At 64.1% G+C, this 23,348-nt stretch carries 26 protein-coding genes; 16 read left to right on the top strand and 10 right to left on the bottom strand.

Features of this window, described 5'->3' with window-relative positions; translation table 11 throughout:
* Positions 1-38: 38 nt before the first annotated feature.
* The 4 genes from AB0305_RS01955 to AB0305_RS01940 form a co-directional block, all read right to left on the bottom strand.
* Positions 39-2,237: a xanthine dehydrogenase family protein molybdopterin-binding subunit gene (locus AB0305_RS01955; RefSeq protein WP_366170965.1), complete on the bottom strand. Its 2,199-nt coding sequence runs from the start codon at positions 2,235-2,237 to the stop codon at positions 39-41.
* Positions 2,234-3,250 (bottom strand): xanthine dehydrogenase family protein subunit M, encoded by a 1,017-nt coding sequence (locus AB0305_RS01950; RefSeq protein WP_366170963.1) that lies wholly within the window; start codon positions 3,248-3,250, stop codon positions 2,234-2,236. Before AB0305_RS01950 ends, AB0305_RS01955 begins: the two co-directional genes overlap by 4 nt.
* A 9-nt stretch (positions 3,251-3,259) precedes the next feature.
* On the bottom strand, positions 3,260-3,802 hold the full coding sequence (locus AB0305_RS01945; protein WP_366170961.1) for a 2Fe-2S iron-sulfur cluster-binding protein: 543 nt from the start codon (positions 3,800-3,802) through the stop codon (positions 3,260-3,262).
* A 369-nt stretch (positions 3,803-4,171) separates the two neighbouring features.
* On the bottom strand, positions 4,172-5,482 hold the full coding sequence (locus AB0305_RS01940) for a M20/M25/M40 family metallo-hydrolase (RefSeq protein WP_366170959.1): 1,311 nt from the start codon (positions 5,480-5,482) through the stop codon (positions 4,172-4,174).
* A gap of 185 nt (positions 5,483-5,667) precedes the next feature.
* Here AB0305_RS01940 and AB0305_RS01935 point away from each other — a divergent pair, with 185 nt between their 5' ends.
* Positions 5,668-6,462 (top strand): DUF1835 domain-containing protein, encoded by a 795-nt coding sequence (locus AB0305_RS01935; protein WP_366170957.1) that lies wholly within the window; start codon positions 5,668-5,670, stop codon positions 6,460-6,462.
* A gap of 67 nt (positions 6,463-6,529) precedes the next feature.
* On the opposite strand, the gene kefC is transcribed toward AB0305_RS01935, so the two are convergent.
* Positions 6,530-8,470, bottom strand: coding sequence for a glutathione-regulated potassium-efflux system protein KefC (kefC, locus tag AB0305_RS01930; RefSeq protein ID WP_366170955.1), 1,941 nt, complete (start codon positions 8,468-8,470; stop codon positions 6,530-6,532).
* A 13-nt stretch (positions 8,471-8,483) separates the two neighbouring features.
* Complete coding sequence (locus AB0305_RS01925; RefSeq protein ID WP_366170953.1) at positions 8,484-9,032, bottom strand: NAD(P)H-dependent oxidoreductase; 549 nt, start codon at positions 9,030-9,032, stop codon at positions 8,484-8,486.
* Positions 9,033-9,442: 410 nt separating this feature from the next.
* Between AB0305_RS01925 and AB0305_RS01920 the strand changes: the two genes are divergently transcribed.
* The 7 genes from AB0305_RS01920 (at position 9,443) to AB0305_RS01890 (ending at position 13,697) form a co-directional block, all read left to right on the top strand.
* Positions 9,443-10,138 (top strand): GNAT family N-acetyltransferase, encoded by a 696-nt coding sequence (locus AB0305_RS01920; RefSeq protein ID WP_366170951.1) that lies wholly within the window; start codon positions 9,443-9,445, stop codon positions 10,136-10,138.
* Positions 10,139-10,340: 202 nt separating this feature from the next.
* Positions 10,341-10,835 carry a cupin domain-containing protein gene (locus AB0305_RS01915; RefSeq protein WP_366170949.1) on the top strand — a complete coding sequence of 165 codons (495 nt, stop codon included), beginning with the start codon at positions 10,341-10,343 and terminating at the stop codon, positions 10,833-10,835.
* 118 nt (positions 10,836-10,953) lie between these two features.
* Positions 10,954-11,697: a LysM peptidoglycan-binding domain-containing protein gene (locus AB0305_RS01910; protein ID WP_366170947.1), complete on the top strand. Its 744-nt coding sequence runs from the start codon at positions 10,954-10,956 to the stop codon at positions 11,695-11,697.
* Positions 11,688-12,113 carry a hypothetical protein gene (locus tag AB0305_RS01905; protein ID WP_366170945.1) on the top strand — a complete coding sequence of 142 codons (426 nt, stop codon included), beginning with the start codon at positions 11,688-11,690 and terminating at the stop codon, positions 12,111-12,113. The genes AB0305_RS01910 and AB0305_RS01905 overlap by 10 nt, the downstream gene beginning before the upstream one ends.
* A 75-nt stretch (positions 12,114-12,188) precedes the next feature.
* Positions 12,189-12,566, top strand: coding sequence for a hypothetical protein (locus AB0305_RS01900; RefSeq protein WP_366170943.1), 378 nt, complete (start codon positions 12,189-12,191; stop codon positions 12,564-12,566).
* 37 nt (positions 12,567-12,603) lie between these two features.
* Positions 12,604-12,993, top strand: coding sequence for an SgcJ/EcaC family oxidoreductase (locus tag AB0305_RS01895; protein ID WP_366170941.1), 390 nt, complete (start codon positions 12,604-12,606; stop codon positions 12,991-12,993).
* Between the two features lie 269 nt (positions 12,994-13,262).
* Complete coding sequence (locus AB0305_RS01890; RefSeq protein WP_366170939.1) at positions 13,263-13,697, top strand: hypothetical protein; 435 nt, start codon at positions 13,263-13,265, stop codon at positions 13,695-13,697.
* A 41-nt stretch (positions 13,698-13,738) separates the two neighbouring features.
* Here the strand turns inward: AB0305_RS01890 and AB0305_RS01885 are convergent, their stop codons facing one another.
* A complete protein-coding gene (locus AB0305_RS01885) occupies positions 13,739-14,008 on the bottom strand; it encodes a hypothetical protein (RefSeq protein WP_366170937.1) in 270 nt (89 codons plus the stop codon).
* Positions 14,009-14,807: 799 nt separating this feature from the next.
* Here AB0305_RS01885 and AB0305_RS01880 point away from each other — a divergent pair.
* Complete coding sequence (locus AB0305_RS01880; protein WP_366170935.1) at positions 14,808-15,914, top strand: DUF262 domain-containing protein; 1,107 nt, start codon at positions 14,808-14,810, stop codon at positions 15,912-15,914.
* A gap of 11 nt (positions 15,915-15,925) precedes the next feature.
* Entirely contained in the window at positions 15,926-16,582 is a 657-nt protein-coding gene (locus AB0305_RS01875; RefSeq protein WP_366170933.1) for an MAE_28990/MAE_18760 family HEPN-like nuclease, read from the top strand.
* Positions 16,583-16,610: 28 nt separating this feature from the next.
* Here AB0305_RS01875 and AB0305_RS01870 read toward each other — a convergent pair whose 3' ends face one another.
* Positions 16,611-17,099, bottom strand: coding sequence for an Lrp/AsnC family transcriptional regulator (locus tag AB0305_RS01870; RefSeq protein WP_366170931.1), 489 nt, complete (start codon positions 17,097-17,099; stop codon positions 16,611-16,613).
* A 167-nt stretch (positions 17,100-17,266) separates the two neighbouring features.
* Between AB0305_RS01870 and hppD the strand changes: the two genes are divergently transcribed.
* On the top strand, positions 17,267-18,373 hold the full coding sequence (hppD, locus tag AB0305_RS01865; protein WP_366170929.1) for a 4-hydroxyphenylpyruvate dioxygenase: 1,107 nt from the start codon (positions 17,267-17,269) through the stop codon (positions 18,371-18,373).
* 124 nt (positions 18,374-18,497) lie between these two features.
* Here hppD and AB0305_RS01860 read toward each other — a convergent pair whose 3' ends face one another.
* Positions 18,498-19,100 (bottom strand): EF-hand domain-containing protein, encoded by a 603-nt coding sequence (locus AB0305_RS01860; protein ID WP_366170927.1) that lies wholly within the window; start codon positions 19,098-19,100, stop codon positions 18,498-18,500.
* Between the two features lie 144 nt (positions 19,101-19,244).
* Positions 19,245-19,904, bottom strand: coding sequence for a type II secretion system protein N (locus tag AB0305_RS01855; protein ID WP_366170925.1), 660 nt, complete (start codon positions 19,902-19,904; stop codon positions 19,245-19,247).
* Positions 19,905-20,107: 203 nt separating this feature from the next.
* Between AB0305_RS01855 and gspG the strand changes: the two genes are divergently transcribed.
* From gspG to gspK, 5 genes are read left to right on the top strand one after another with little or no spacing between them, the layout of a single operon-like run.
* Positions 20,108-20,575 (top strand): type II secretion system major pseudopilin GspG, encoded by a 468-nt coding sequence (gene gspG / locus AB0305_RS01850; protein WP_366171067.1) that lies wholly within the window; start codon positions 20,108-20,110, stop codon positions 20,573-20,575.
* 28 nt (positions 20,576-20,603) lie between these two features.
* Positions 20,604-21,092 (top strand): GspH/FimT family pseudopilin, encoded by a 489-nt coding sequence (locus AB0305_RS01845; RefSeq protein ID WP_366170923.1) that lies wholly within the window; start codon positions 20,604-20,606, stop codon positions 21,090-21,092.
* Positions 21,089-21,493: a type II secretion system minor pseudopilin GspI gene (gene gspI / locus AB0305_RS01840; RefSeq protein WP_366170921.1), complete on the top strand. Its 405-nt coding sequence runs from the start codon at positions 21,089-21,091 to the stop codon at positions 21,491-21,493. Before AB0305_RS01845 ends, gspI begins: the two co-directional genes overlap by 4 nt.
* Complete coding sequence (locus AB0305_RS01835; RefSeq protein ID WP_366170919.1) at positions 21,483-22,205, top strand: prepilin-type N-terminal cleavage/methylation domain-containing protein; 723 nt, start codon at positions 21,483-21,485, stop codon at positions 22,203-22,205. The genes gspI and AB0305_RS01835 overlap by 11 nt, the downstream gene beginning before the upstream one ends.
* 1 nt (position 22,206) lies before the next feature.
* On the top strand, positions 22,207-23,280 hold the full coding sequence (gene gspK, locus AB0305_RS01830) for a type II secretion system minor pseudopilin GspK (protein ID WP_366170917.1): 1,074 nt from the start codon (positions 22,207-22,209) through the stop codon (positions 23,278-23,280).
* Positions 23,281-23,348 lie beyond the last annotated feature (68 nt).

Genomic DNA, 23,348 nt, shown 5'->3' with positions numbered 1-23,348 from the left:
TGCGCCAGCGGGGCTTTTTCATGCGCGGGCCGGATCCATCAAATGAGTTTATCCAGCGTGATTGGCAATTCGCGCACGCGCCGGCCGGTGGCGTGATAGACCGCGTTGGCGATGGCAGCGGGCACCCCGGTGATGCCAATCTCGCCTATGCCCTTGGCGCCCAGCGGGTTGATATGCGGGTCCATCTCATCGAGCACGAGGATGTCGATGTCGGGCACATCAGCGTTGACGGGCACGTGGTACTCCGCCAGGTTGTTGTTGACGATGCGGCCGTAGCGCGGGTCGAGCAGACTCTCTTCGAATAACGCCATGCCCATGCCCCAGACGATGCCGCCCATGAGTTGGCTACGGCCCGTCTTGGCGTTGAGCAACCGCCCCACCCCATAACTCCCCACGATGCGCGAGAGGCGGATCACGCCCAAGTCCGCATCGACGTGCACTTCGGCAAACACCGCGCCAAACGAGTGCATCGAGAACTTCTGCTTCTCTTCGCCGGGCTGCACCTTGGCGGTCGCCTCGATTGGCCGGCCGTGGCGCGCGACGACGGCAGCCACCGGCTCGCGCACACCGCTGCGGGCACTCAAAACGCCATCGGTCACGGTGATGTCGCCAGCAGCCAGCCCATGCAGCGGCGAACTTGCATCGGCAATGGCCGCGGCAATCAACGCATCGCGCGCCTGGGCGCCGGCGGCCTGCACGGCGGGCGACACGCTGGCGGCGCTCTGCGAGCCGCCCGAGACCGGTGCCTCGGGCATGCGCGTGTCGCCCAGGCTGAAGTGCACGCGCGCGACGGGCATGCCCATGGCATCCGCCGCCACCTGCGTCATCACCGTGTAGGTGCCGGTGCCAAGATCCTGCGAGCCGGATTCAACCTGCGCGCTGCCGTCCGGCAGGTAGCGCGCGGTGGCGCCGGCCGGGCTGCGATTGGCGGGATACGTGGCCGTCGCCATGCCCCAGCCGATGCGCGTGTTGCCCTCGCGCATGCTGCCAGGCTGCGGGTTGCGGCGCGCCCAGCCGAAGCGCTCGGCGCCGGCGCGGTAGCACGCCGCCAGCGATTTGCTCGACCAAGGGATGCGCCTTTCGGGGTCTTGCGCGGCGTCGTTGCGCAGCCGCAGCTCCACCGGATCCATGCCGAGCGCGTAGGCCATCTCATCCAATGCAACTTCCAGCGCGAAGGTGCCGGTGGCCTCGCCCGGTGCGCGCTGGAAGGTCGGTGTACCAATGTTGAGCCGCGCCAGCCGGTGCGTGGTCCGCTGGTTGGGCGTGTCGTACAGCATGCGCGTGACGATGGCGCAGGGCTCGGTCCAGTCTTCGATCATCGACGTGGTGGTCAACGCGTCGTGCGAAATGGCGGTGAAGCGGCCGTCGCGAGTCGCACCCAATGCGATGCGCTGCTCGGTACGCGGGCGACCCCCGACGGGGCCGAACATCTGTGGGCGCTCCAGCGCGATCTTGACGGGCCGCCCCACCTGCCGCGCGGCCATCGCCGCCAGCACCACATGCGACCACACCGACCCCTTGCAGCCAAACCCACCGCCAACGAACGGGCACACCACGCGCAGCTTGTCGGGCGACAGGCCCAGCGTCTTGGCGACGGTGCGCCGCACGCCCGAGACGTACTGCGTGCTGTCGTAGAGCGTGAGGGCATCGCCGTCCCACACGGCGATGGTGGCGTGCGGCTCCATGGGGTTGTGCGTTTCCATGGGCGTGCCGTACACAGCCTCGATGCGCTGCGCCGCCTGCGCCATGCCGGCGGCCATGTCGCCGCGGGTGGTATCAGCGGCTTGCATCTGCACCTTGCCGGGCGAATGCGCATCCGCCCGGGCGGTTTCGAAATCGAGCCGTGCCGGCTGTTGCGCAACCTCCAGCCGCACCATGCGCGCGGCAGCCTGCGCGTGTTCCAGCGTGTCGCCCACCACCAGCGCGACGGGCTGGCCGTTGTAGTGCACCTGATCATCCTGCAGCAACGACAGCATGCGGCCGGCCGGCGGCTCCAGCGCGGGCTTGCCGCCATTGGGCAGGCGCTGCGCGTTCTCGTGTGTCATCACCAGCAGCACGCCGGGCATGGCCTGCGCGACATGCGTGTCGACGCGTGTGATGCGTCCGGCGGGCACGGTGCTTTGCACCAGCACGGCATGCACCAGATGCGGCACCTGAAACTCAGCCGCATAGCGCGCCTGCCCCGTGACCTTGAGCAGACCATCGGTGCGGTCCAGCGGTTGACCGACGTTGCTCATGCCACACCTCCTGTCACTTCCTTCGCCGGCCTGGCCGCCACCGTCAGCGCGCGCGCCACCGCGCGCTGTGCAAGCGGCACCTTGAAGCCGTTGTCGCGCAGCGGCTGCGCGCCCTGCACAGTCAGCGCACCGGCCTGGGCGAACAACTGCGCGTCAACTACCTGCCCCGCCAGCATCTGCTCGGCCGCATGCGCGCGCCATGGCTTGTGCGCGACGCCGCCCAGCGCAATGCGCGCCTCGCGAATGGTCCGCCCATCGGCCTGCAACACCAGCGCAGCCGCGACCGACACCAGCGCAAACGCGTAGCTCGCGCGGTCACGCACCTTCAGGTAGTGCACGTGCATGCCGAACGCGGGCGGCGGCAGATCAATCGCGACGATCAACTCCCCCGGCTCCAGTGTCGTATCGACATCGGGATGCGCGTCCGGCAGCCGATGAAACGCCTCGATGGGAATGCGCCGCTCGCCGTGCGCGCCATGCACCACCACCGTGGCATCCAGCGCAGCCAGTGCAACGGCCATGTCAGACGGATGCGTCGCCACGCAAGCCTCGCTCGCGCCAAGGATGGCGTGCATACGGTTGAACCCCTCGCGCGCCGCGCAGCCGGAACCGGGCTGCCGCTTGTTGCAGGCGGGGTACGCCGTGTCGTAGAAGTAGTGACAGCGCGTGCGCTGCATCAGGTTGCCGCCGTTGGTGGCCATGTTGCGCAACTGGCCGGACGCGCCCGAGACAATCGCCTCTGTCAGCAACGGATAGCGCGAGCGCACCAGCGGATGCGCCGCCGTATCGGCATTGCGCGCCATCGCACCCAAACGCAGGCTGCCGTCGGGCAACGCGCGGATCTCTGCCAACGGCAGTCGGCTCACATCCACCAGCCGCAGGGGCTGCTCGACGCCGCCCTTCATCAGGTCCAGCAGGTTCGTCCCGCCGCCGATATAGCGCGCGCCCGGCTCGCGGCCCAGGCGCACGGCGGCCTCCACAGAAGAGGCGCGGTCATAGGCAATCGATTGCATGGCGGCTCCTCAGACGGTATTGCCGGACTTGGCAGCCACCACGCGAACCGCCGCCACGATGTTGGGGTACGCGCCACAGCGGCAGAGGTTGCCGCTCATGCGTTCGCGGATCTCATCTTCAGTCAGCGCGACAGGCCCGTCGTTGCCCAGCGCCGCAGGCCGGGTCACCGTGCTCGGCATACCCCGCCGGGCTTCGTCGAGCACCGCCACGGCCGAGCAGATCTGCCCCGGCGTGCAATACCCGCACTGAAAGGCATCGTGCTCAAGAAACGCCGCTTGCATCGGGTGCAGCGCGGCGCGGTCGATCACGCCGTCATGTCCGTGGGCCAGCCCTTCCACAGTGGTAACGGCATCGCCCTCGTGCATGATCGCCAGGGTCAGGCAACTGTTGATGCGTCGGCCGTTGACGAGGACGGTACACGCGCCGCACTGGCCACGGTCGCACCCTTTCTTCGTGCCGGTCAGGCCGAGCACTTCGCGTAGCGCATCAAGCAGCGTCACGCGCGGCTCCAGGGACAGCGCATACGGCTTGCCGTTGATATTGAGCGACACCGGCCGCGCCGGCGCCAACGCAGCCGGACGCGCGGGGGTGTAGGCGGAAGCAGAGGCACCAGCCGCCTCATGCGGCAGCGCCAATGCCGTCGCCGCCGCCGCTGCGCTCTGCAGAAAACCGCGCCGGCTTGGTCGCGCGGGTGACCCGTCCGATCCATGATCGGAGCCACCTGGCGCAGTGGGGAAATGTTCGGAACGCTCTTCTGACATCACGCATGCTCCACCGGCCAGCGGCCGAAACGGGGACATGCGTGAGGCGAAAGCAAGAGAAATACCCGGCACCCGGGCGAGTGGAGGCCACAGACCAGCGGCCTCGCGCAGGCGATTGGCTGCGGCGCGTGTAAGGCTTACGCGCCGCGTTGCAGGGTCTTACTTGGCCGTGCCGACGCGGTCGCGCGACACATCCATCACCATGCGCGTGAGCAGATACAGGCGCGGCACGATTGAGTTCAGGTCGACGTACTCCGCGTCGTTCGAGTGCGCACCAAAGCTCGCCAGGCCGAAGCGCTCGATCACCGGCGCCTTGGTCTTCGACGCGGCAAAGGCGGCATCGGTACCGCCGCCTTCGGCCTTGTCGTCGATCTCCAGCGTCTTGCCGAGTTCGCCGTAGATCTTCTGGGCGTGCTCGGCCAGCGCGCGCGAGGCCGGTGTGGCTTCCAGCGGCGGACGGCGGCGCTCGAACTTGGCCGTGACCTGCGTATCCGGAATCAGCTTGTTCTTGATGCGCTCGTTGACGGTCTCTTCCAGCTTGTCGGCATCGGCTGCGCGCAGCAGGCGCACGTCGGCCTGGGCAGTGGCCACGGCCGGGATCACGTTACGGTTGGTGCCAGCCTGCGCCACCGTCCAGTTGACCTTCAGGCCAGACTGCGGATTGGACAGATCACGCATCTGCAGCACCTGGTGCGACAACTCGTACAGCGCGTTGCGCCCCTGCTCCGGCGCGCCGCCAGCGTGCGATGCCTTGCCCTTCACATCCAGGAGGATCGCGCCGATGCCGCTGGTGGCCAGCGACAGCTTGTCCGACGTCACGCGCGTGCCCTCGCAAGAGAACACAGCATCCTGCTCGGCACCCAACTTGGCCTGCATGGCGCGCGCGCCCGGCGAGCTGATCTCCTCATCGCCGTTGATCAGCACGGTGAGCGTGCCGTACTGCTTGAAGTTGACCGCCTGCAGGATCGACACCGTGTGCAGGATGACCGCCACGCCGTTCTTGTCATCGGCAATGCCCAGGCCGTAGGCGCGGTCCCCGTCGATGCGGAACGGCTGCTGCGCGAGCATGCCCTTCAGGTACACCGTATCCATGTGCGCGATCAGCATGATGTTGCGCTTGCCCTCGCCCTTGAAGCGCGCCAGCACCATCTTGCCGACCTTCTCGGGGGTGTCGGCCATGCGGTAGGCATGGTCGCTCGGGTCAATGAGCTTGACGTCGCCGCCCATGCCGCGCAGGCGCTCGGCAATCACGCCAGCAATCTTGTCCAGGCCTTCGATGTCCTTGCTGCCGGACTCGATCGAAACCAGCGTCTTCATGGTATCGATCAGCGCTGGTTTTTCCTGCTGGGCGCGCTTGTAGATTTCAGCCGGCGGCACGGCGGCGGCCTGACCCGCTGCCAGCGCACCGACCATTGCCAGCACGGCCAGCACTGCCGGTCGCGTTCCCTGGGCAAACAATGGGGCTCTCATGACTGTTTCCTCACCTGTTTTTCGTTATGGTTTGCAGCAAAGCGGCGATTTTCGCATGAGCATCTGAGCGTTGCCTGCATCCCATTTCTCCGTCGCGCCGGGCGCCATGACGCAACGCAAAGGAATCCCGACAGACTTGCGCAAAACGACAGCGCATTGCGAGCACTATCGCTACAATTGCTGCCATGCAATACATCCATGTCGTCAACGGCGATGTTGCCGGCGCCACGCTCAAGCAGGCGCTCGCACAGGCTGGCCGCCCCGATTCCGTAGTGGTACTGCGCGACGATCTCGCCGTCGGGCCGCTGGCCGACGTCGACAGCGTGGCGATGGCGCGCTCGGGCTTCTGGCAGCGTGTGGCCCCGAACAGCAACATCGACTTCGCCGCCGAAATGCGCAACGGCCTGGCCTCGCTAGCCGACCTGCGAGACGCCACGACCGAAGTGGCCATCTGGCACGGCCAGAGCGCGTCGGATCAGCTCATGCTGCGCCGGGTCGCCTTTCACCTGCATCAGTCGCCCCAGCGCATCAATGAAGTCGGCATGGATGTACGTGAACTTGAGGCCCCCAATGGCCAGGGCCCGCTCACGACCATCGGCATGTATTCGGGCGCGCGGCTGGCGCGGCGGTTTTCGACCATCGCGCCGGTGTCGGTGTTGCGTATCGGTCGCTTGGCGTACGAATGGCAGCAGACCGTGCGCGAGAACGCCGACGTGCGCCTGTGGAAGGGCAACACGCTGGTACCCGTGTCGTATGGCACCGTCGATGAGGTGATCCTCGAGCACGTGCCGACCGATTGGGCCAGCGCGCGCGACGTGGTCGGCAGCATCATGGGCGCCATCGATGGGCTGCTCGCCAGCGACTGGTTCGTGTTCTGGCGCTGCCGCGAGTTGGTCGGCAACGGCCAACTGCTGCTGCGCGGCGAGGCCGATTCGCTCAATACCTGCGAGTTGCGGCGGAACGTGAGCGTGGCGGTTTAGCGCCGTTCATGCCGCCCCCCCAAAAAGGAGCGCCGAAGCGCTCCTTTTTTTCTTTCCTGTTCCGAATTCAGCCTTCCCGGCGCAGGCCGGCGCGTGCCGGGCAATCAATGGGCGCGCCGGGTTCCCCTCCATCGACCTCGTTGGCGAGGTCGGCATCCGGCTGGCTGTCCGCCATGTCGTCGTGCGCATCGCCTTCGCCCCACGGCAAGCCGGATTCGCGCAGGCGTTTGCGCTGTGTGCGGTCGCGCTGGAACATCTCGGCCAACTCATCCCGGCCTTGCTGCGCGAGCGAAACGAGCTTCTTCTGATCGCGGTAGACGGGGTAGACCTGCTCCATGGCGTTGAGCGTGTGGCGGCGGAACGTCTGGGCGATGCGGTGTGCCTCGTACGGCTCCTTGCCGAACCCCTCCAGCACGCGGCGGCCCATCATCAGCGAACCCTCGAACATCTCGCGCTCGATCACCTCCACGCCGCGGTCACGCAACTGGTACACGTGCGACACGTTGCGCGCCCGCACGTACAGCTTCAGGTGCGGAAAGCGCTCGCGCACGCGGTCGACCACTTCCAGGCTGGTTTCCATGTCGTCGATGGCGACGACCATCATGCGGGCCTTGTCGGCGCCGGCGGTTTCCAGCAGGTCCATGCGCGTGGCGTCGCCGTAAAAGACCTTGAAGCCGAAGCGGCGCAGCATGTCGATCTGGTCGGGGTCGTGGTCGAGCACGGTGGCGCTGTAGCCCTGGCTGTAGAGCAGCCGGCCAACAATCTGCCCGAAGCGCCCAAAGCCAGCGATGATGACCTGGTTGTCCTGCGGGTCGATGGCATCGGGCGCGCGCTTCTTGCCATCCATCAGGCGGGGCACGAGCACCTTGTCGTGGAAGAGCAGCAGCAATGGGGTGGCGGCCATCGACAGCGCCACCACCAAGTTCAGCGCGGCAGCCGTTTCGGCGCCGAGCACATCGCCCGCCACGCCGGGGCCGAACACCACAAACGCAAATTCACCGCCCTGCGAGAGCAGGAACGCAAACAGCCATGCCTGCCCGCGTGCAATGCCAAAGCGCGTGGCCAGCAAGCGCAGCGCACCGATCTTCACCGCCAGGAATACGGCCACGAGGCCGATCACCGCCAGCGGCTGGCGCATCAGCACGCCAAAATCGATCGACATGCCGACGGCCAGGAAGAACAGCCCGAGCAGCAGACCCTTGAACGGCTCGATGTCGGTTTCCAGCGCGTGGCGGTATTCGGAATCGGCCAGCAGCACCCCGGCAATGAAGGCACCGAGCGCCATCGACAGGCCCACGCTGTGCATCAGCAACGCAATACCCACCACCAGCAACAACGAGAACGAGGTGAACATCTCGCGCATGTTGGTGCGGGCGATGGCACGCAGCACCGGTCGCAGCAACGTGCGCCCGCCAAAGATGACCGCCGCCACCACGCCCACGGCCTTGGCCGCCGCCATCCAGTGATGGCCACCCGAGGTGTCGCTGGCGTCGGTGGCGAGCAGCGGCAGCAGCGCGATCATCGGGATGGCCGCAATGTCCTGGAACAACAGGATGCCGAAGCTGGCCGTGCCCGCTGGCGTGCGCATCAGGTTGCGCTCGGAGAGCGTCGCCAGCGCGATCGCCGTGGATGAAAGCGCCAGCCCCAACCCCGCCACCACCGCAGCACGCCACGGATGGCCCACCGCCATCACAGCCAGGCCGACGGCCAGCGCGCACACCATCAGCTGCAGCCCGCCGTAGCCGAAGATGCTGCGCCGGAGCGACCACAGCCGCGCCGGCTCCAGCTCCAGCCCAATCACGAACATCATCAGCACGACGCCGAACTCAGAGAAATCCAGGATCGACTGCACATTGGTGATCAGCCGCAAGCCCCACGGGCCCACGATCACCCCGGCCAGCAGATAGCCAAGCACCGAGCCCAGCCCCAGCCGGCGCGCCAGCGGCACCGCCGCCACGGCCGCTGCCAGGTAGATGACGAAATTGACGAGCAGATCGTGCGATTGCATGGACGAAGAGGAGTCAGTCGGGTTCAACCGGCAGCCACGGCTGCAAAGCCGTGCGAATGCGATCGATATGGGCGGCGATCATCTCGGGCGACGCATCGTCGGCGTCGTGCAGCACATGCGGCGGCTCCCATTGCATGCCGCACAGCGCGGCCGTCTGCTGCAGCGGCAACAGAAACATGTCGAACGTGTGGCCGTGGGTGCCCTCCTGGCTGTAGGCGTGGGCACGGCCGCCCGTGGTGGCCAGCACCATCACGTGCTTGCCGCGCAGCGCCGTACCGCCCGGGCCGTAGGCCCAGCCCATCTCCAGCACCACGTCGATCCACTCCTTGAGCAGCGACGGCGTGGCGTACCACTGCACCGGAAACTGGAAGACGATCAGTTCCGCCCCCTCCACCGCTTCCTGCTCAAGGCGCACGTCGATGTCGAAATCGGGGTAGTGCCAGTACAGATCGTGCATGGCCACGCCAGGCAGACTGGCCAGCGCTCGCGCCAGCGGTTTGTTAGCACGCGAACGGCGCGGCGCAGGGTGCGCGTAGATCACAAGAATGCGCGAAGGCTGCATAGACGAGAAAGGGAAAATCAGGAGGCGGGGCAGCTTGAACGCGCATCTTCGCACGGCTAATGTGGAGCAGCGTTACAGCCGCTACGCCGTTCGTTGCGTGACGCCGCGACATTTGCGCAAAACAAGCGATGCCGACGCCGCTTTTTGCGCAACGCAACAACGCCCGTTGTTGATGTACCACAAAGCCAGAGGGCGCGTTCCACAGCGGTAAATCAATGATTTGACGAGAAATTCCGGCGCGAGGCTGACGTCAGCCTTACGGGAAATCCCTGATTGCCCTACAATAGCATGGTGCATTGCACAACACCCAGTTGCATCCGACTGTGTGCCTCAGCAGGCGCTATCCGCCTCTGCATCCGATCCCTTTTGCCCGCGTATGAACGGGGGCAATCCGCATAGGAAACGTTGTCGTGAACCCGCTCGAACTGAGCAAGGCCATCGGCGTCGTCACCCAGGACGACATTGACAAGACCGAGGCGGCGCAAGGCGCGCCGCGCTCCACCGTGCTGGTGCGCGAGCTTGCCGCGCATCACCGGTCGCGCCTGCTCAAACACCTGCTCGCCCTTGGTCAGGAAGACCGCCTGCTGCGTTTTGGCCAGGTGGTGGGCGATCACGTCATCGAAGCGTACGTCGACAGCATCGACTTTGACCACGACAAGGTGTTTGGCGTGTATGACGACCGCCTGACGCTGGTCGGCGTGGGCCACCTTGCTTATCTGCGCGACAACCCGCAAGGGCGCGTGGCGGAGTTTGGCGTGTCGGTGTCGGAATCGGCGCGCGGCAAGGGCGTGGGCAGTGCGCTGTTCCAACGCGCGGCGATGCACGGCCAGAACACCAAGGTGCGTACGCTGTACATGCACTGCCTGTCGCGCAACGCGGCCATGATGCACATCGCCAAGAAGGCGGGCATGCGCGTGCAATACGCCTACGGCGAGGCCGATGCCTACCTGGAATTGCCGCCCGCCGACACGATGAGCCTGCTGACCGAGGCCATCGACGAGCAAGTGGCCGATCTGGATTACATGCTCAAGCGCAACCTGCGCGATGTGCGCCGCTTCGGCCAGCGCTTCTGGCGCTCGCTGGTGCCGCAAAAGCGCGTGGTCTGATTGCATCCGCCTACGCAAGAAAACGCCCGGCTCTGACCGGGCGTTTTTTCGTTCCGATCCACAAGGTGGTCGCCTAGAACAATTGCGTGCTTGTCAGCCGCGCAGGGGCCTTCCCTACGATGAGGATGTGGCACCGCTCGCCCTCCAGTGGCAGCCATCCGCGTCGCCCGCGAGCCCGTGCCGCGGCAAGAAGGAGACCACGATGAAGAAGACCCCCTCTGCACAATGGCCGCTGCTCGCGGCTACCGTGCTGTTGTGCCTGGGCAGCCTGCCCGCAAGCGCACAGGACACCGCCATGGCCGACATGACGATGGCCAATCCGTCCGATCTCAAATGGGTCGATGCCCCGCCGGGCCTCCCCAAGGGTGCGAAGCTCGCCGTGCTTTACGGCGACCCCGGCAAGGATGGCCCCTACGTCATCCGCCTGAAAGCGCCCGGTGGCTACAAGGTGCCGCCGCACTGGCACACCCAAACCGAGAACCTCACGGTGATCTCGGGCACGCTCTACCTGGGCAGCGGCGACACCATGGACATGGGCGCCGCGCACGCGCTCAAGACGGGCGGTTTCCACAACCTGCCGGGCGGCATGCATCACTACGCCTTCACCAAGACAACGACGGTCGTGCAGATTCACGGCACGGGGCCGCTGGACGTGAAGTACGTCAATCCACAAGACGACCCGTCGCCCAAGCAGTGACGCGCGCAGCATCCATGACCGCCAGCCGCTAGCAAACTACATAAACAGCCCTTAACACTCGGCTGGCCGGCGCTGGCTACCATGCCCCTCCACAGGTCATGCAACCACGGAGGGGCACATGGTCACCAAGGCCCAAGCCAAACCGAAAACCGATTTCGAACGCTGGCAGGCTTACGTCAACACCGCCACCCAGCACCCTGATCGCTGGAACGGCTATGACTGCGAGATCCAGTCCGCCGTGATCGAGTACAACCGCTACCTGATGGGCAACGCCGGTTACCTGCCGCTGGACTGGCAGATCATCAAGGCAATGCTGTGGGTGGAAACCGGGGCCGACTCGCCCAAGTGGGGCAGCAACCCGATCCAGATCGGCAACCCCGGTGACCCGGCGCTGAACACGCTCATCAACGGCAAGGAAGGCAGCAACCTGGTCGTGCCGCCCGCCATCCGCACCAAGCTGAACGTCGCATCGGCCACGACGCAGCCGGCGCTGAACATCCGCGCGGGCATCGGCTACATGCTCACGCGCATGGCCAAGTTCAGCATCCAGAGCGTGCCAGACGCCGACAACAAGATCTACGACGTGACCGTCAAACCCGGCGACAGCCTGGACAAGATCGCCCGCACACAAGGCTCGACGCTTGAAGAACTGCGTGCGCTCAACCCGGGCGCCAACGCACTCAAACCCGGCCAGGTGATCAAGTACCGCAAGGCGGCGATGCGCCAGGTCATTACCGGCTGGCGTCCGGTGACCACGCAGAACGTCGGGGCGCTGTATAACATCGGAGACCCTGCGTACACGCGCAAGCTCGACTACGCGCTCACGCTCATCCACACCGGAAAGCCCGTCGCATGCAAGTAAGCCGCCTGCTCATCGCGCTGTCGTTGCTGACCGCGCATTCGGCCATGGCCGCCGACACCGCGACGAGCCCCCTCGCCGGCACCTACCGCGGCGATGGCCGTGCCTGCTTCGGCGCGCTGTTCGTGCGGCCCAAGACCATCGAGTGGAACGCCAGCTTCTTCAAATGCGGCCCCGCGCGCTACAAGGTGCTCGACCAGGCCTTGGCCGGCGACAAGCCGCGCGCCGCCTACAAGATCGCAGACCACCGCAAGCGCTGCGGCCTGGCCGTCATTGAAGTCGAGCGCTACAACGACACCTTCTGGAACGTGAACGGCTATCCGTCGTTGGAGGCGTACGAGAAGCGCAACGAACCCGGCTGGAAAGACGCCACCGAGCCTGGCCGCCAAGTGGCCAACTGCGGCATGCGCAAGGACTAGCCCGGCACCGCCGCCATGCAGCCGCTCCAACGCTTCGCCCTGGAGAAACACAGCGGCCCGTATGAGAAATGGCCCATGCGCACGCGCGTGATCGTCGATGGCGTGCCGCACCCCACACTCGCCATCCCCGGCTACGAACTGCTGCGGCAGTACCAGACCGATCTCGGCTTCGTCCTCATCACCAACTACGACTGCCCGTTTGAAGAGGCCGTCTCCATCACGCTGGTCGCCCCCGACCTTTCGCGCGCAATCAGCACCGGCACCATCGGTGCGGCGTACTACACGTTCTGGCTGGATGACATCGAATGGATCGACGCGAACCACTTCCGCCTGACCTGCGAGGATGCCGTCGGCGATTGGCTGGTCACGCTGCGCGCGCGGCACATCCCGGTGCTGTCGCCCGCCGTCTTCATCAAGCGCCGTGTGGCGCCGCCGGTCGAGCCCGCGGTGTAGAGTGAAAGACCCCGTTTTCACCGACACCCGCACCGCCATGACCGACGACGAACGCGCCATCCGCAACGTAGTAGATACCTGGCTCGCTGCCAGCAAGGCGGGCGATCTAGCCACGGTGCTCAGCCTGATGACCGACGACGTGCTCTTCCTCACGCCCGGTCAGCCGCCCTTCGGCAAGGACGCCTTCGCCAAGATGTCCGAGGGCATGAAGGACGTGCACGTCGACGGCACGAGCGATATTCAGGAGGTGCAGGTGTTTGGCGAGATTGCTTACCTGCGCAACGCGCTGCGTATCGTCATCACCATACCGGACGGGAAGGTGGCGCGGCGATCGGGGCAGACGCTCACCATCTTGCGCAAGGAAGCCGATGGGAAGTGGCGGTTGGTGCGGGATGCGAATTTGGTGATGGCAGAGGCGACATCGTAAGCATGGTCTTCTTAACTATTACTCCGGAAGGTTTGCAGCGCGCGCTCCAACTAGCAGGCGATACCGGTTTGCCGATCTGGTGCGGATCGGATGCCGTATCCGATGCCGACTACAGCAAACTCGCTGGACGCAACGTCTCGCGGTTTGTCTACCCACTGAGTAGCGCCTCCGCCGAAGCGCTACAAGGTGCGGTCGATACGATCGCGGAGCACCATCCAGGCGAGCCCATTTGGGTAGAGCACCTGACGTCGACCTAGGCCCCGTCCCTCATGCGACTCTCTCTCGAACGACTCTGGTGCGATCCCGACGACGGCATGCTCGAACTACGGCTATCAACCCAGAACGCAACGCAATCCGTCGCAGTCGACTTCTATGATTACGCGCCCAGTCTGACAGCGTGGGGCGCACGATTGGCGGCGTTCCCAGCCAGCATCAGCGACGAGGCAACGTTCGAAAGAGGCGTCAAGGGCGACAACACCAATCTCTGGCTAGCTATCCGCGCGTTTGTGGTGAACGACGCTGGCGCAACGGCACTAGAAATCGACTATGAGAAGCGCGGTAATCGGCTGAATCGCGAGGCTGCCCGCTTTGCTGTTTCAGTCGAGGCTGCGGTAATCAACCGCTTGGGCGCCGCATTGCAATCATGGGACCCCACGAAACATCCGCCGCTAGTATTCGGTGATGGCTCGCTAGAGCCCGCCTGACTCAGCATCCCCGCCCGTCTCGGGGAAGCCTTCCTGCTGTTTTAGTTCTCTTCCCGCTCAAGCAGGTCCAACACTTCCCACCGGTACGGATCGACCAACACGCCCTCCAGCGTGGTCAGCAGATACGCCCCGATCGCGTCGAGAAAGCCGGCGCGATATTCGGGTGGATGCATCCCGACCGCGTACGCAAATTCCCAGCGCAAGGCGTTCGGCCGGAATTGCCGGTGCACGTGCAAATCAGATTGCGTGCGACGCAGGAATTCCCGCGCGGCCAGTGCGCCGGCGAGGTATTGGCGTTTGCGGTGAGTCATTGGGCACCTCCGTGAGCGGTGCGCGCAGGGGTGCGAGGCGGTGGGGATGGGTAGGATGCGGGGCGGTGCCCGCAAGAGGCGAACGACATAGCGTCTCCTAGCGACTGTTGAAAACAGGCCGCAACCTCATCGCCAGACGAGGGTGGCGGGCCTGACGGCGGGGCTGGCGAACCGAGGCTAGGACTCGGCAGACCTTGCGGTCTCCCCACCCGGCCCGCCATATGAGACATGACGTGCGCGAGCGCGGCGAGCGCGTAACGCGTTCGCCGTCCTAGTCCTGTGGGTCGCCAGACCCGTGCCACCGCTTGCGCAGCAGCGCCCGAATTATAGCGAGTGATGCCTTGAAAGCGCCTCCGCAAACACGTGGCGTGTTCTGATTTTCGAACAAGCCTAGCCGACCGCGAATCGATTGCGAGAAGCAGGTGGCGCGGTCGATGGGATGACCGCTTTCCGCGATATAGCCCTGAATTCACGCCACCGAATGACTGCGCCTTACCCCAAAAATGCGACGCATCCTTGCCCGCAGTGTCACAGGCTCAACCGACCGGGCAAAAGACCCCAGCTACCGAAGCCAGCAAGACCACTAACACCCCACCTCCAACCGGTGCTGAGGTCCACCCACTGACAATGCGAAGCATCAATTTTGTCCCCCGACTCGCCTTGGCTTAGCGCGATTTGAGCGGATATGATTCACCCCCAGTACGCTATTCAACCCACATTGATATAGTCACTAGTATTGTGACGGAGATAGAATCACCGAAAATCTTGATCGGCCTGCGTGCCGACATTTGGAGAAAGCATGGCACTGGCAGAAGAAATCCTAGCGGCAAGAAAGAAGGTTGTCACCGACGGATATGAAATGTCGCTTGGCGAAATCATCAATCTGTACAGAGACAAGGAATTGGTCATCGACCCTGTTTTCCAACGTCTGTATCGCTGGGAGGACGAACGCAAAACGCGATTCATTGAATCCCTTATTCTAGGAATCCCCATTCCACCAATCTTCGTCTACCAGGACGACAACGGAGTTTGGGAGCTTATTGATGGATTGCAGCGCCTTTCGACGGTACTACAACTCACAGGTGACCTCAAAGGTGAGCGCGCTGAACAGTTGGGACCTCTTATTCTTAATGGGACGCGATTTTTGCCGAGTCTGAACGGCAAGCGCTGGAAAGAATCAGCCCCTGAGGCAAACGACGGCATCGGTCAAGCTTTGCAGATAGAAATCAAACGCGCCAGAATCAGAGTCGAAATACTCAAGGCTGACAGCGATATTTCTGCAAAATTCGAACTATTTCAACGCCTGAACACTGGCGGTGCTGGCCTGTCGGAACAAGAAGTCAGAAATAGCATCGCAGTTTCGTTAAATAGGCAATTCTATAACTGGCTGATAGATCGCTCCACAGAGGAAGCGTTCGTGCGGACGACCAATCAGACAGAAGCCGCGTTGGAATCGCAGGCCGGCGTGGAGCTCGCACTGCGCTTCGCCTCATTCAGATCAGTTCCTTATGACGCAGGCTTGGACGTTCACGAATACCTAGACGGGGCGCTGATGAAGATGGCAACTGACCCACATTTTGATATGGAGACGGAGGCCGCGGTTTTTTCCAAGACATTTCAGTTCCTCGACGAAGCACTCGGCGACATGGCATTCAAGCGTTGGAACGGCCACACCTTCTCCGGTAAGTTTTTGATGTCTGTTTTTGAAGTCTTGGCAACGGGCGTGTCCCACAATGTAGATGAACTCGAAGCCTTACAGCCGCAGCAACGAGTAGATTTCATCGCGCGGGCCGCCAGAGACCTCTGGGGCAATCCCGTATTCAATCAGAATTCCGGCGCCGGCGTCAGAGGCACTACACGGCTCTCGCGGCTGCTGCCAATCGCAGCGGACTTGTTGAAACCATAGAGGCCAAGTTCATGGCGGATATCCATACCTTGACTCAACTACAGGACACTCTGGATGGGGAAATGGGCTGGCGAGTGAAGGAAATCGGGGCTTTCAGAATAGCATCCAAAGTAAACGGCCCTGAGAGAAAATTTTTTATTCGAGCCGGAGTTACCCTTGTCTACGCTCATTGGGAAGGATTTATAAAAACTTCATCCGAACATTACTTGAATTTCATAAAAAATCAAAATCACACCTATCGCGAGCTAAAAAGCTGCTTTGCAGTTTTTGTCCTAAAAAGTAAGCTCCAAATGCTATCCTCCTCTAGAAAATCAGCCTCAAATATTGAAGCTTTCGATTTTATTTTCTCAGAGATGGAGCAACCCGCACGCATGCACATGTCCTCGGCAATCGATACTGAATCGAACCTCACGTCCAAGGTATTTGCAAACATCGCCACGTCGCTGGACATAAGCGTCAGTGGCTATGAAACGAAATTCAATCTTATCGATGAAAGCCTGGTCAGCCGACGCAACAAGGTTGCGCATGGGGAGTACCTAGACCTCGGAGGAAGAGAATTTGGCGATCTTGTCGACGAAGTACTCCAATTGATGCGCGGTTATAAAACCGACCTACAGAACGCCGCATCCATGAAAAGCTACAAGAGGCCTGCGCCGGCGGTGGTATAGATTTTCAAGGGAGACTATCTTCTCCCCCTCAAACCACCACCGGCAACGCCGTCGTATCCTTAATCCGCTCCAGCGCAAAGCTGCTCTTCACATCAATCACCGCCGGGTGCGCGAGCAGTTGGTCGCGGATGAAGCGCGCGAAGTGCTCCATGTCTTCCACGAACACCTTGAGCAGGTAGTCCATCTCGCCGGTCATGGCGTAGCACGTGACCACCTCGGGCCACGTCGCCACGGCGGCGCGGAAGATGTCTGACGGCCCCTTGCCCTTGGGCGCCCCGCCCTGCTTTTCCAGCCGCACGTTGATGTATGCGGACAGCCCCAGGCCGATCTTGGTCGGGTCGAGCAGCGCAGCGTATTGGCGGATCACGCCGCTTTCCTCCAGGCGGCGAATGCGTCGCAAACACGGGCTGGGCGACAGGTTCACCCGCTCGGCGACTTCCAGGTTGGTGAGGCGGCCGTTGTTCTGGAGGACTTCCAGGATCTTGCGGTCGATCTTGTCGAGTTCCACCTTGCTCATTTTGTTGCTCCGCACCAATTAATTCGGCAATTTTCTTGCGCAAATTTAGCAAGGCGGGCACAACTTCGCAATTTTTGCTTTGCGTGACACTTCTACACTGCGAGGATCGTCAAAGACCTGAGCGCCCGGGACTGATCCACGCGGCGCCCGCCCTGCAGGAGATCGCTATGCAATTCACGCCTTGGGAAAACCCGATGGGCACGGCCGGCTTCGAGTTCATCGAATACGCTGCGCCGGACCCCGTCGCCATGGGCAAGCTGTTCGAGAACATGGGCTTTACCGCCATTGCGAAGCACCGCCACAAGAACGTGACGCTGTACCGCCAGGGCGAGATCAACTTCATCATCAACGCCGAGCCCGATTCGTTCGCGCAGCGCTTTGCGCGTCTGCATGGCCCGTCGATCTGCGCGATTGCGTTCCGCGTGCAGGATGCCGCGTTCGCTTACAAGCGCGCGCTGGAACTGGGCGCCTGGGGTTTCGACACGCACAGCGGCCCGATGGAGCTGAACATTCCGGCCATCAAGGGCATCGGCGATTCGCTGATCTACTTGGTGGACCGCTGGACCGGCAAGAACGACGCCAAGGCGGGCGACATCGGCAACATCAGCATCTATGACGTCGATTTCGTGCCCATCGCGGGCGCCAACCCGAACCCCACCGGGCACGGCCTGACCTACATCGACCACCTGACGCACAACGTCTACCGTGGCCGCATGAAGGAATGGGCCGAGTTTTACGAACGCTTCTTCAACTTCCGTGAAGTGCGCTACTTCGATATCGAAGGCCAGGTCACGGGCGTGAAGAGCAAGGCGATGACGAGCCCGTGCGGCAACATCCGCATCCCCATCAATGAGGAAGGGACGGAAAAGGCCGGCCAGATTCAAGAGTATCTGGACATGTACCACGGTGAGGGCATCCAGCACATCGCGCTGGGTTCGACCAATCTGTCCGCCACGGTGGACGCACTGCGCGCCAGCGGCATCAAGCTGCTGGACACCATCGACACGTATTACGAACTGGTCGACAAGCGCATCCCCGGCCATGGCGAAGACGTGGCAGAACTGAAGAAGCGCAAGATCCTGATCGACGGTGCCCCGGGCGACCTGCTGCTGCAAATTTTCTCGGAAAACCAACTTGGGCCGATCTTCTTCGAGTTCATCCAGCGCAAGGGCAACCAAGGTTTTGGCGAGGGTAACTTCAAGGCGCTGTTCGAGTCGATCGAGCTCGACCAGATGCGCCGCGGCGTGCTCAAGGCCGACGATCAGCCAGCCTGAAGCCCTCAACTTCAGACAAGCTGCACCCGCACCCCGGTGGTTCGCCATCGGGGTGTTTTTTTGCGCACATGAAAAACGGCGCCCGAAGGCGCCATGCGTTGCAAGTGCGGAAGGGTTCTGAGGCTTATTCGCCCTTGGTGGCCGACGGGCCGCCCGGCATGGCGGCAGCGGCTGGCGTGTTTTTCTGCGCCTTGCGCGCGTCGTGGCGGGCCTTCATGTAGGCGCGGATTTCGTCTTCCGTGACCTTGCCGTCGTGGTTGGCATCAACCTGGTCGAAGTTCTTGGCCAGGCGCGGCATGCCGGCTTGCGCCTCTTCCTTGGTCAGGGCGCCGTCGCCGTCCTTGTCAGCGGCCTTGAACTTGGCGTCGAAGCGTTGCGCCATCTTCTCGCGCATTTCGCCCTTGTGCGCCTTGTGCCAGGCGGCCAGTTCGTCCTTGCTGAGTTGGCCGTCGTGGTTGGTGTCGATTTGGTCGAAGTTCTTCTCCAGCCAGGCGTGACCCTTGGCCTCGTCACGCGAGATCTGGCCGTCGCCGTTAGTGTCGAGGGCCTTGAAACCGCCGTGGTGACCCGGCTTGCCGGCGCGGGCGGTGTTCTGCGGGGCCTGGGCGGTAGCGGGCGCCTGGGCGGCGGGTGCGTTGGCATCCTGCGCGCGGGCGCTCATGCCCGACATGGCCAGAAACAGGGCCGAGGTAGCGAGGAAGGCGTGGACAGCACGTTTGTTGGTCATGATCAGCTCCTTTTCACATGGATTCACAGGACTGTGATGCCGATTAGAACCCGACAATGTCAGCGCGTTGCCGTGTTTTACACGCTGTTACCCCAATGACATGCGCTGTAATATGGCCCCCACAGCACGGTGGGCCAGAACACGCTACTCCTCAGGCGGCTGCGCAACATCGCCCTTGCGCGCGGCCGCAGCGGCCCGGTGGCGCGGGCCGACGATGCCGCCGCTGCGGGCTGCGCCCTCATCACCCGTATTGATCTGCGGCGGTGCGATGGGCAGCATGGCGCCCGGCATGGCCGTATTGGCAGGATTATTGGGCACGGCGGGCGGGGGTGGCGCCGCCGGCGTGGCCAGCGGGGCGGCCGCGCCAGAAGGCGGTAGCGGCATGGGCGGCGGCGCATTGCGACCGGCTTGGGACACCCCTGCGATGGCACTCGCCGGCAGCGGAATCTCCTGGCGCGCACCATTGCGTTCGATCACCACCGAGCGCGCCTTGATTTCCACCAGCTTCAGGTTGGACGACAGTGACTTGCCCGCACGCACAGCCTGCGGCGGGCCACCGTCGACGGAGACGATCGCTGCGCCGGAGCCGTCCGTCAGGTCCGCCACCACGCCCATCACCTGCACGTCGCGCGGGCCGCTCTGCGGGCCACCGCCGAACAGGGTGACGGCGGCGCCGGTTTCCAGCGCATCCGTCTGCGCCACGCGGGCCTCACGCGGCACGCTCAGCGAGCGCAGCGACGACAGCGTCAGTACCCAATGCGTCAACAGCGCACACAGGGCAGCAAACAGTACAAGACTGAGCAAGCGGGACGACTGTTGAGCATTCATGAACATTGGTGAAACACCGGTGGAATTTGTCGATTCTATCCGCCCTTCATGCCGATTCGGTGAAGCGCATGGATGGCCGTGTCTGCCCGCCGAAACCGCAGGACCCTGGCGAGCGTTCTATGGTCATATGTCACAGATATACTGTCTTCCTTCCTCTTATCGCCAACTCTCTCGCCATGATGCAAGGCCAACTCCGCTCATCTTTCCGGCAACGCGCATTCGGTCGCCATGCGGCGCGCGGCTTTACCCTGATCGAGATCATGGTAGTGGTGGTGATCCTGGGCATTCTTGCCGCGCTGGTGGTGCCGAAGATCATGAGCCGCCCCGACGAGGCGCGCATCATCGCCGCCAAGCAGGACATCGCCTCGATCTCGCAGGCGCTCAAGCTCTATCGCCTGGACAACGGCCGCTACCCGACCACTGAGCAGGGGATTGGCGCACTGGTTGCCAAGCCGACTACCGAGCCCATCCCCAACAACTGGAAGGCCGGCGGCTATCTGGAGCGTCTGCCCAAAGACCCGTGGGGCCATCCGTACCAGTACCTGAACCCGGGCGTACGCGGTGAAGTGGACATCTTCAGCTTTGGCGCCGACGGCCAAGCCGGCGGCACAGGCAACGACGCCGACATCGGCAACTGGGACAACTGAACCTCAGGCCACCCGAACCCAATTCGCCATGCTCGGCCAACCTCGCCATCGCCGGCCCCTGCGCGGCTTTACGCTGCTGGAGCTGCTCGTGGTGGTGGTCATTATCGGCATCGTGCTGGGCGTGGTGGCCGTGAACGCCACGCCTAACCCGCGCTCGCAACTGGTCGACGACGCGCAAAAGCTGGCCCGCCTGATCGAACTCGCACAGGAAGAGGCGCAACTGACCTCGCTGCCCGTCGCATGGGAAGGCGACACACAGGGCTGGCGCTTCTACGAATCGACACCCAACGGCTGGCGCCTGCTCAACCGCGACGTGCTGGCCCCGGGCCACTGGCGCCAAGGCATGGACAACGTACAGATCGTCGCCGGTGCCGCTGTGGCGCCGGGCGCACCACAGCGGTTGGTCTTCGGCCGCGAGGCGATCGGGCTGCCGTGGCGCGTGGCGCTGTCCTCGCAGGGGTCGCGCGTGGATGTGCTGTCCGACGGCGGCCCGCGCGTGCTGACGGAAATGCAATGAGCCCGGCCCGCTCCCTCCCACGCGCACGCGCCCGTGGGTTCACCCTGCTCGAAGTGCTGGTGGCGCTGACCATCGTGGCCGTCGCCCTCACGGCCACCATGCGCGCCATGGGCGGCATGACCACCGCCAGCGATTCCCTGCAAACCCGCATGATCGCCACCTGGAGTGCCGAGAACCACCTCGCCAATCTCCGGCTGGCGCGCACCTTCCCCGACCCGGGCTCGCGTGGCTTTGCGTGTCCGCAGGGCGATACGCAGCTCTGGTGCGAAGAGACCATCGCGAGCACACCCAACCCGGTGTTCCGCCGCGTGGAGGTGGCGGTCTATCCGGACGCCACCAAATCCGTGCGTCTGGCCTGGCTCGTGACCCTGCTACCCAACGATGCGCGCAATGTCTTCTAAGCAGCCCGCGCGCGGCTTCACCCTGCTCGAGCTGCTGGTGGCGATCACGCTGCTGGCCATCCTGGCGGTCATCGCCTGGCGCGGACTGGACAGCATGACGCGCACTCACGAAGCGCTGGCCCAGCGCGACGAACGCATCGAAGCGCTCAAAACCGCTTACGCCCAGTTCGACGCCGACTGCACGCAACTGGCCGACCCGAACACGCTGTCGCGCTCGCCCATCGAGGTGGATGCCAACCGCGTGCTGCTGGTGCGCGACCGCCGCGACGATGGCCAGCCGCCGGCATGGCAAGTGGTGCTCTACCGCACCCTCGATGGCCGCCTGGAGCGCCTGCAGAGCCCGCCCATCACCACCCGCAGCGACCTGCGCAACGCGCTGGACAACCTGCGCCAGGGTGGCGGCACTGCAGCACGCTACCTGCTCGCCAACAACGTCGATGGCATCAGCGCGCGGGCCTGGGTTGAACCCGGCGGCTGGATGGACAACGCCGGCGCGCTGTCTGCAGCGCTGTTTCCGGCCGGCAGCAATACGACCACGCTGACAGAGGTGCCGCCCGCGTCCACGCCCGCCGCGTCGGGTGTGGCGGCCAACAACACCGGTGTGGTGGTGCCGGCGGCCTCCGTGCGCGCGGTGGAGCTGGCCCTGCTCGTGCGCATGACCCCGCAGGGCGCGCCGCAGCGCTTTACGCGCATCTGCATGACGGGGCTCTGACATGGCGCGATGCTCCCGTCGACTCACTCAACGTGATGCACGCCAGCGCGGCGCGGCCATCATTACCGCGCTGTTGGTGGTCACGCTGGCGGTGGTGATCGTCTCAGGCATGCTTTGGCGCCAGCAGGTGGAAATCCGCGCCGTGGAAAACCAGCGCCTCAAAGCACAGGCCTCCTGGATCGCGCGCGCGGGCGTCGACTGGGCGCGCCTGATCCTGCGCGACGACCAGCGCCGCACCGGCGCCGTCGATCACCTGGGCGAAATCTGGGCCGTGCCCATCCAAGAGACCAAGCTGTCGGATTTTCTTGGCAGTTCGCTGCGCACGGATGCCGCCGGCGAGGAGTCGTACCTGTCGGGCCGCATCTTCGACGCCCAGGCGCGCTTCAACCTGATGAACCTGCTGACCATGCAGACGTTGGGCACGCGCACCGTCGTCACCGGCCGCGACAAGGACGGCATCAAGGCTTACGGCCTGCTGCTGCAATCGCTGAATGTGGATCCGAGCCTGGCCAACGTCACGGCGACATACCTGGCGCAGATGCTGGGCGGCTTCCAATCGCAGGAGGGCACCCAAGGTGGCCAACCGGCCGGCAGCGCAGACACCGGCGGCGGCAGCGGTAACGGTAACGGCCCTCGCCCGCTGGATGATGTCGACAGCCTGCTGACCATCCCTGGCTACACCGCCGACACCATCACCAAGCTGCGCCCCTACGTGATCGTGCTGCCCACCCGCACGCAGATCAACGCCAACACCGCCAGCGCCGAGGTGCTGGCCGCCGTCATCCCCAACCTGAGCCTGGACCGCGCCCGCGCGCTGGTGCAGGCGCGCGATCGGGCGTACTTCCGCAACATCGGCGACGTCACCAACCAGTTGCGCGGCATCGCCCCCGGGGCAGATACCACCGCCGCCGCCAACCTGCTGGACGTGCAGACGCACTATTTCCTGGTCTACGGCATGGCCCGCCACGAGCGGGCCCGCATCGGCGAAGTGGCGCTTGTTTCACGTGGTGATCCAGTCAACAATAACGCCACCCGCATTGTCTGGGTCCGCCGCGCGGATGCGATTCCGTCATGACGGCGCTACAACACCCCTGCCTATGCGTAGGTTCCGCAAGTAGACAGACCCCAGCCTTCGCCGTATTG

The organism is Arthrobacter sp. NPDC080086 (assembly GCF_040702285.1).
The sequence above is the reverse complement of the archived record's forward strand: the minus strand, read 5'-3'. Positions and strand labels throughout refer to the sequence as shown.

What these genes read in the sequence shown, in the direction of transcription:
- AB0305_RS01955 (WP_366170965.1), bottom strand. Translation starts at nt 2,237, where the DNA reads ATGAGCAACGTCGGTCAACCGCTGGACCGCACCGATGGTCTGCTCAAG.
- AB0305_RS01950 (WP_366170963.1), bottom strand. Translation starts at nt 3,250, where the DNA reads ATGCAATCGATTGCCTATGACCGCGCCTCTTCTGTGGAGGCCGCCGTG.
- AB0305_RS01940 (WP_366170959.1), bottom strand. Translation starts at nt 5,482, where the DNA reads ATGAGAGCCCCATTGTTTGCCCAGGGAACGCGACCGGCAGTGCTGGCC.
- AB0305_RS01935 (WP_366170957.1), top strand. Translation starts at nt 5,668, where the DNA reads ATGCAATACATCCATGTCGTCAACGGCGATGTTGCCGGCGCCACGCTC.
- kefC (WP_366170955.1), bottom strand. Translation starts at nt 8,470, where the DNA reads ATGCAATCGCACGATCTGCTCGTCAATTTCGTCATCTACCTGGCAGCG.
- AB0305_RS01925 (WP_366170953.1), bottom strand. Translation starts at nt 9,032, where the DNA reads ATGCAGCCTTCGCGCATTCTTGTGATCTACGCGCACCCTGCGCCGCGC.
- AB0305_RS01915 (WP_366170949.1), top strand. Translation starts at nt 10,341, where the DNA reads ATGAAGAAGACCCCCTCTGCACAATGGCCGCTGCTCGCGGCTACCGTG.
- AB0305_RS01910 (WP_366170947.1), top strand. Translation starts at nt 10,954, where the DNA reads ATGGTCACCAAGGCCCAAGCCAAACCGAAAACCGATTTCGAACGCTGG.
- AB0305_RS01905 (WP_366170945.1), top strand. Translation starts at nt 11,688, where the DNA reads ATGCAAGTAAGCCGCCTGCTCATCGCGCTGTCGTTGCTGACCGCGCAT.
- AB0305_RS01900 (WP_366170943.1), top strand. Translation starts at nt 12,189, where the DNA reads ATGCGCACGCGCGTGATCGTCGATGGCGTGCCGCACCCCACACTCGCC.
- AB0305_RS01895 (WP_366170941.1), top strand. Translation starts at nt 12,604, where the DNA reads ATGACCGACGACGAACGCGCCATCCGCAACGTAGTAGATACCTGGCTC.
- AB0305_RS01890 (WP_366170939.1), top strand. Translation starts at nt 13,263, where the DNA reads ATGCGACTCTCTCTCGAACGACTCTGGTGCGATCCCGACGACGGCATG.
- AB0305_RS01885 (WP_366170937.1), bottom strand. Translation starts at nt 14,008, where the DNA reads ATGACTCACCGCAAACGCCAATACCTCGCCGGCGCACTGGCCGCGCGG.
- AB0305_RS01880 (WP_366170935.1), top strand. Translation starts at nt 14,808, where the DNA reads ATGGCACTGGCAGAAGAAATCCTAGCGGCAAGAAAGAAGGTTGTCACC.
- AB0305_RS01875 (WP_366170933.1), top strand. Translation starts at nt 15,926, where the DNA reads ATGGCGGATATCCATACCTTGACTCAACTACAGGACACTCTGGATGGG.
- AB0305_RS01870 (WP_366170931.1), bottom strand. Translation starts at nt 17,099, where the DNA reads ATGAGCAAGGTGGAACTCGACAAGATCGACCGCAAGATCCTGGAAGTC.
- hppD (WP_366170929.1), top strand. Translation starts at nt 17,267, where the DNA reads ATGCAATTCACGCCTTGGGAAAACCCGATGGGCACGGCCGGCTTCGAG.
- AB0305_RS01860 (WP_366170927.1), bottom strand. Translation starts at nt 19,100, where the DNA reads ATGACCAACAAACGTGCTGTCCACGCCTTCCTCGCTACCTCGGCCCTG.
- gspG (WP_366171067.1), top strand. Translation starts at nt 20,108, where the DNA reads ATGCAAGGCCAACTCCGCTCATCTTTCCGGCAACGCGCATTCGGTCGC.
- AB0305_RS01845 (WP_366170923.1), top strand. Translation starts at nt 20,604, where the DNA reads ATGCTCGGCCAACCTCGCCATCGCCGGCCCCTGCGCGGCTTTACGCTG.
- gspI (WP_366170921.1), top strand. Translation starts at nt 21,089, where the DNA reads ATGAGCCCGGCCCGCTCCCTCCCACGCGCACGCGCCCGTGGGTTCACC.
- AB0305_RS01835 (WP_366170919.1), top strand. Translation starts at nt 21,483, where the DNA reads ATGTCTTCTAAGCAGCCCGCGCGCGGCTTCACCCTGCTCGAGCTGCTG.
- gspK (WP_366170917.1), top strand. Translation starts at nt 22,207, where the DNA reads ATGGCGCGATGCTCCCGTCGACTCACTCAACGTGATGCACGCCAGCGC.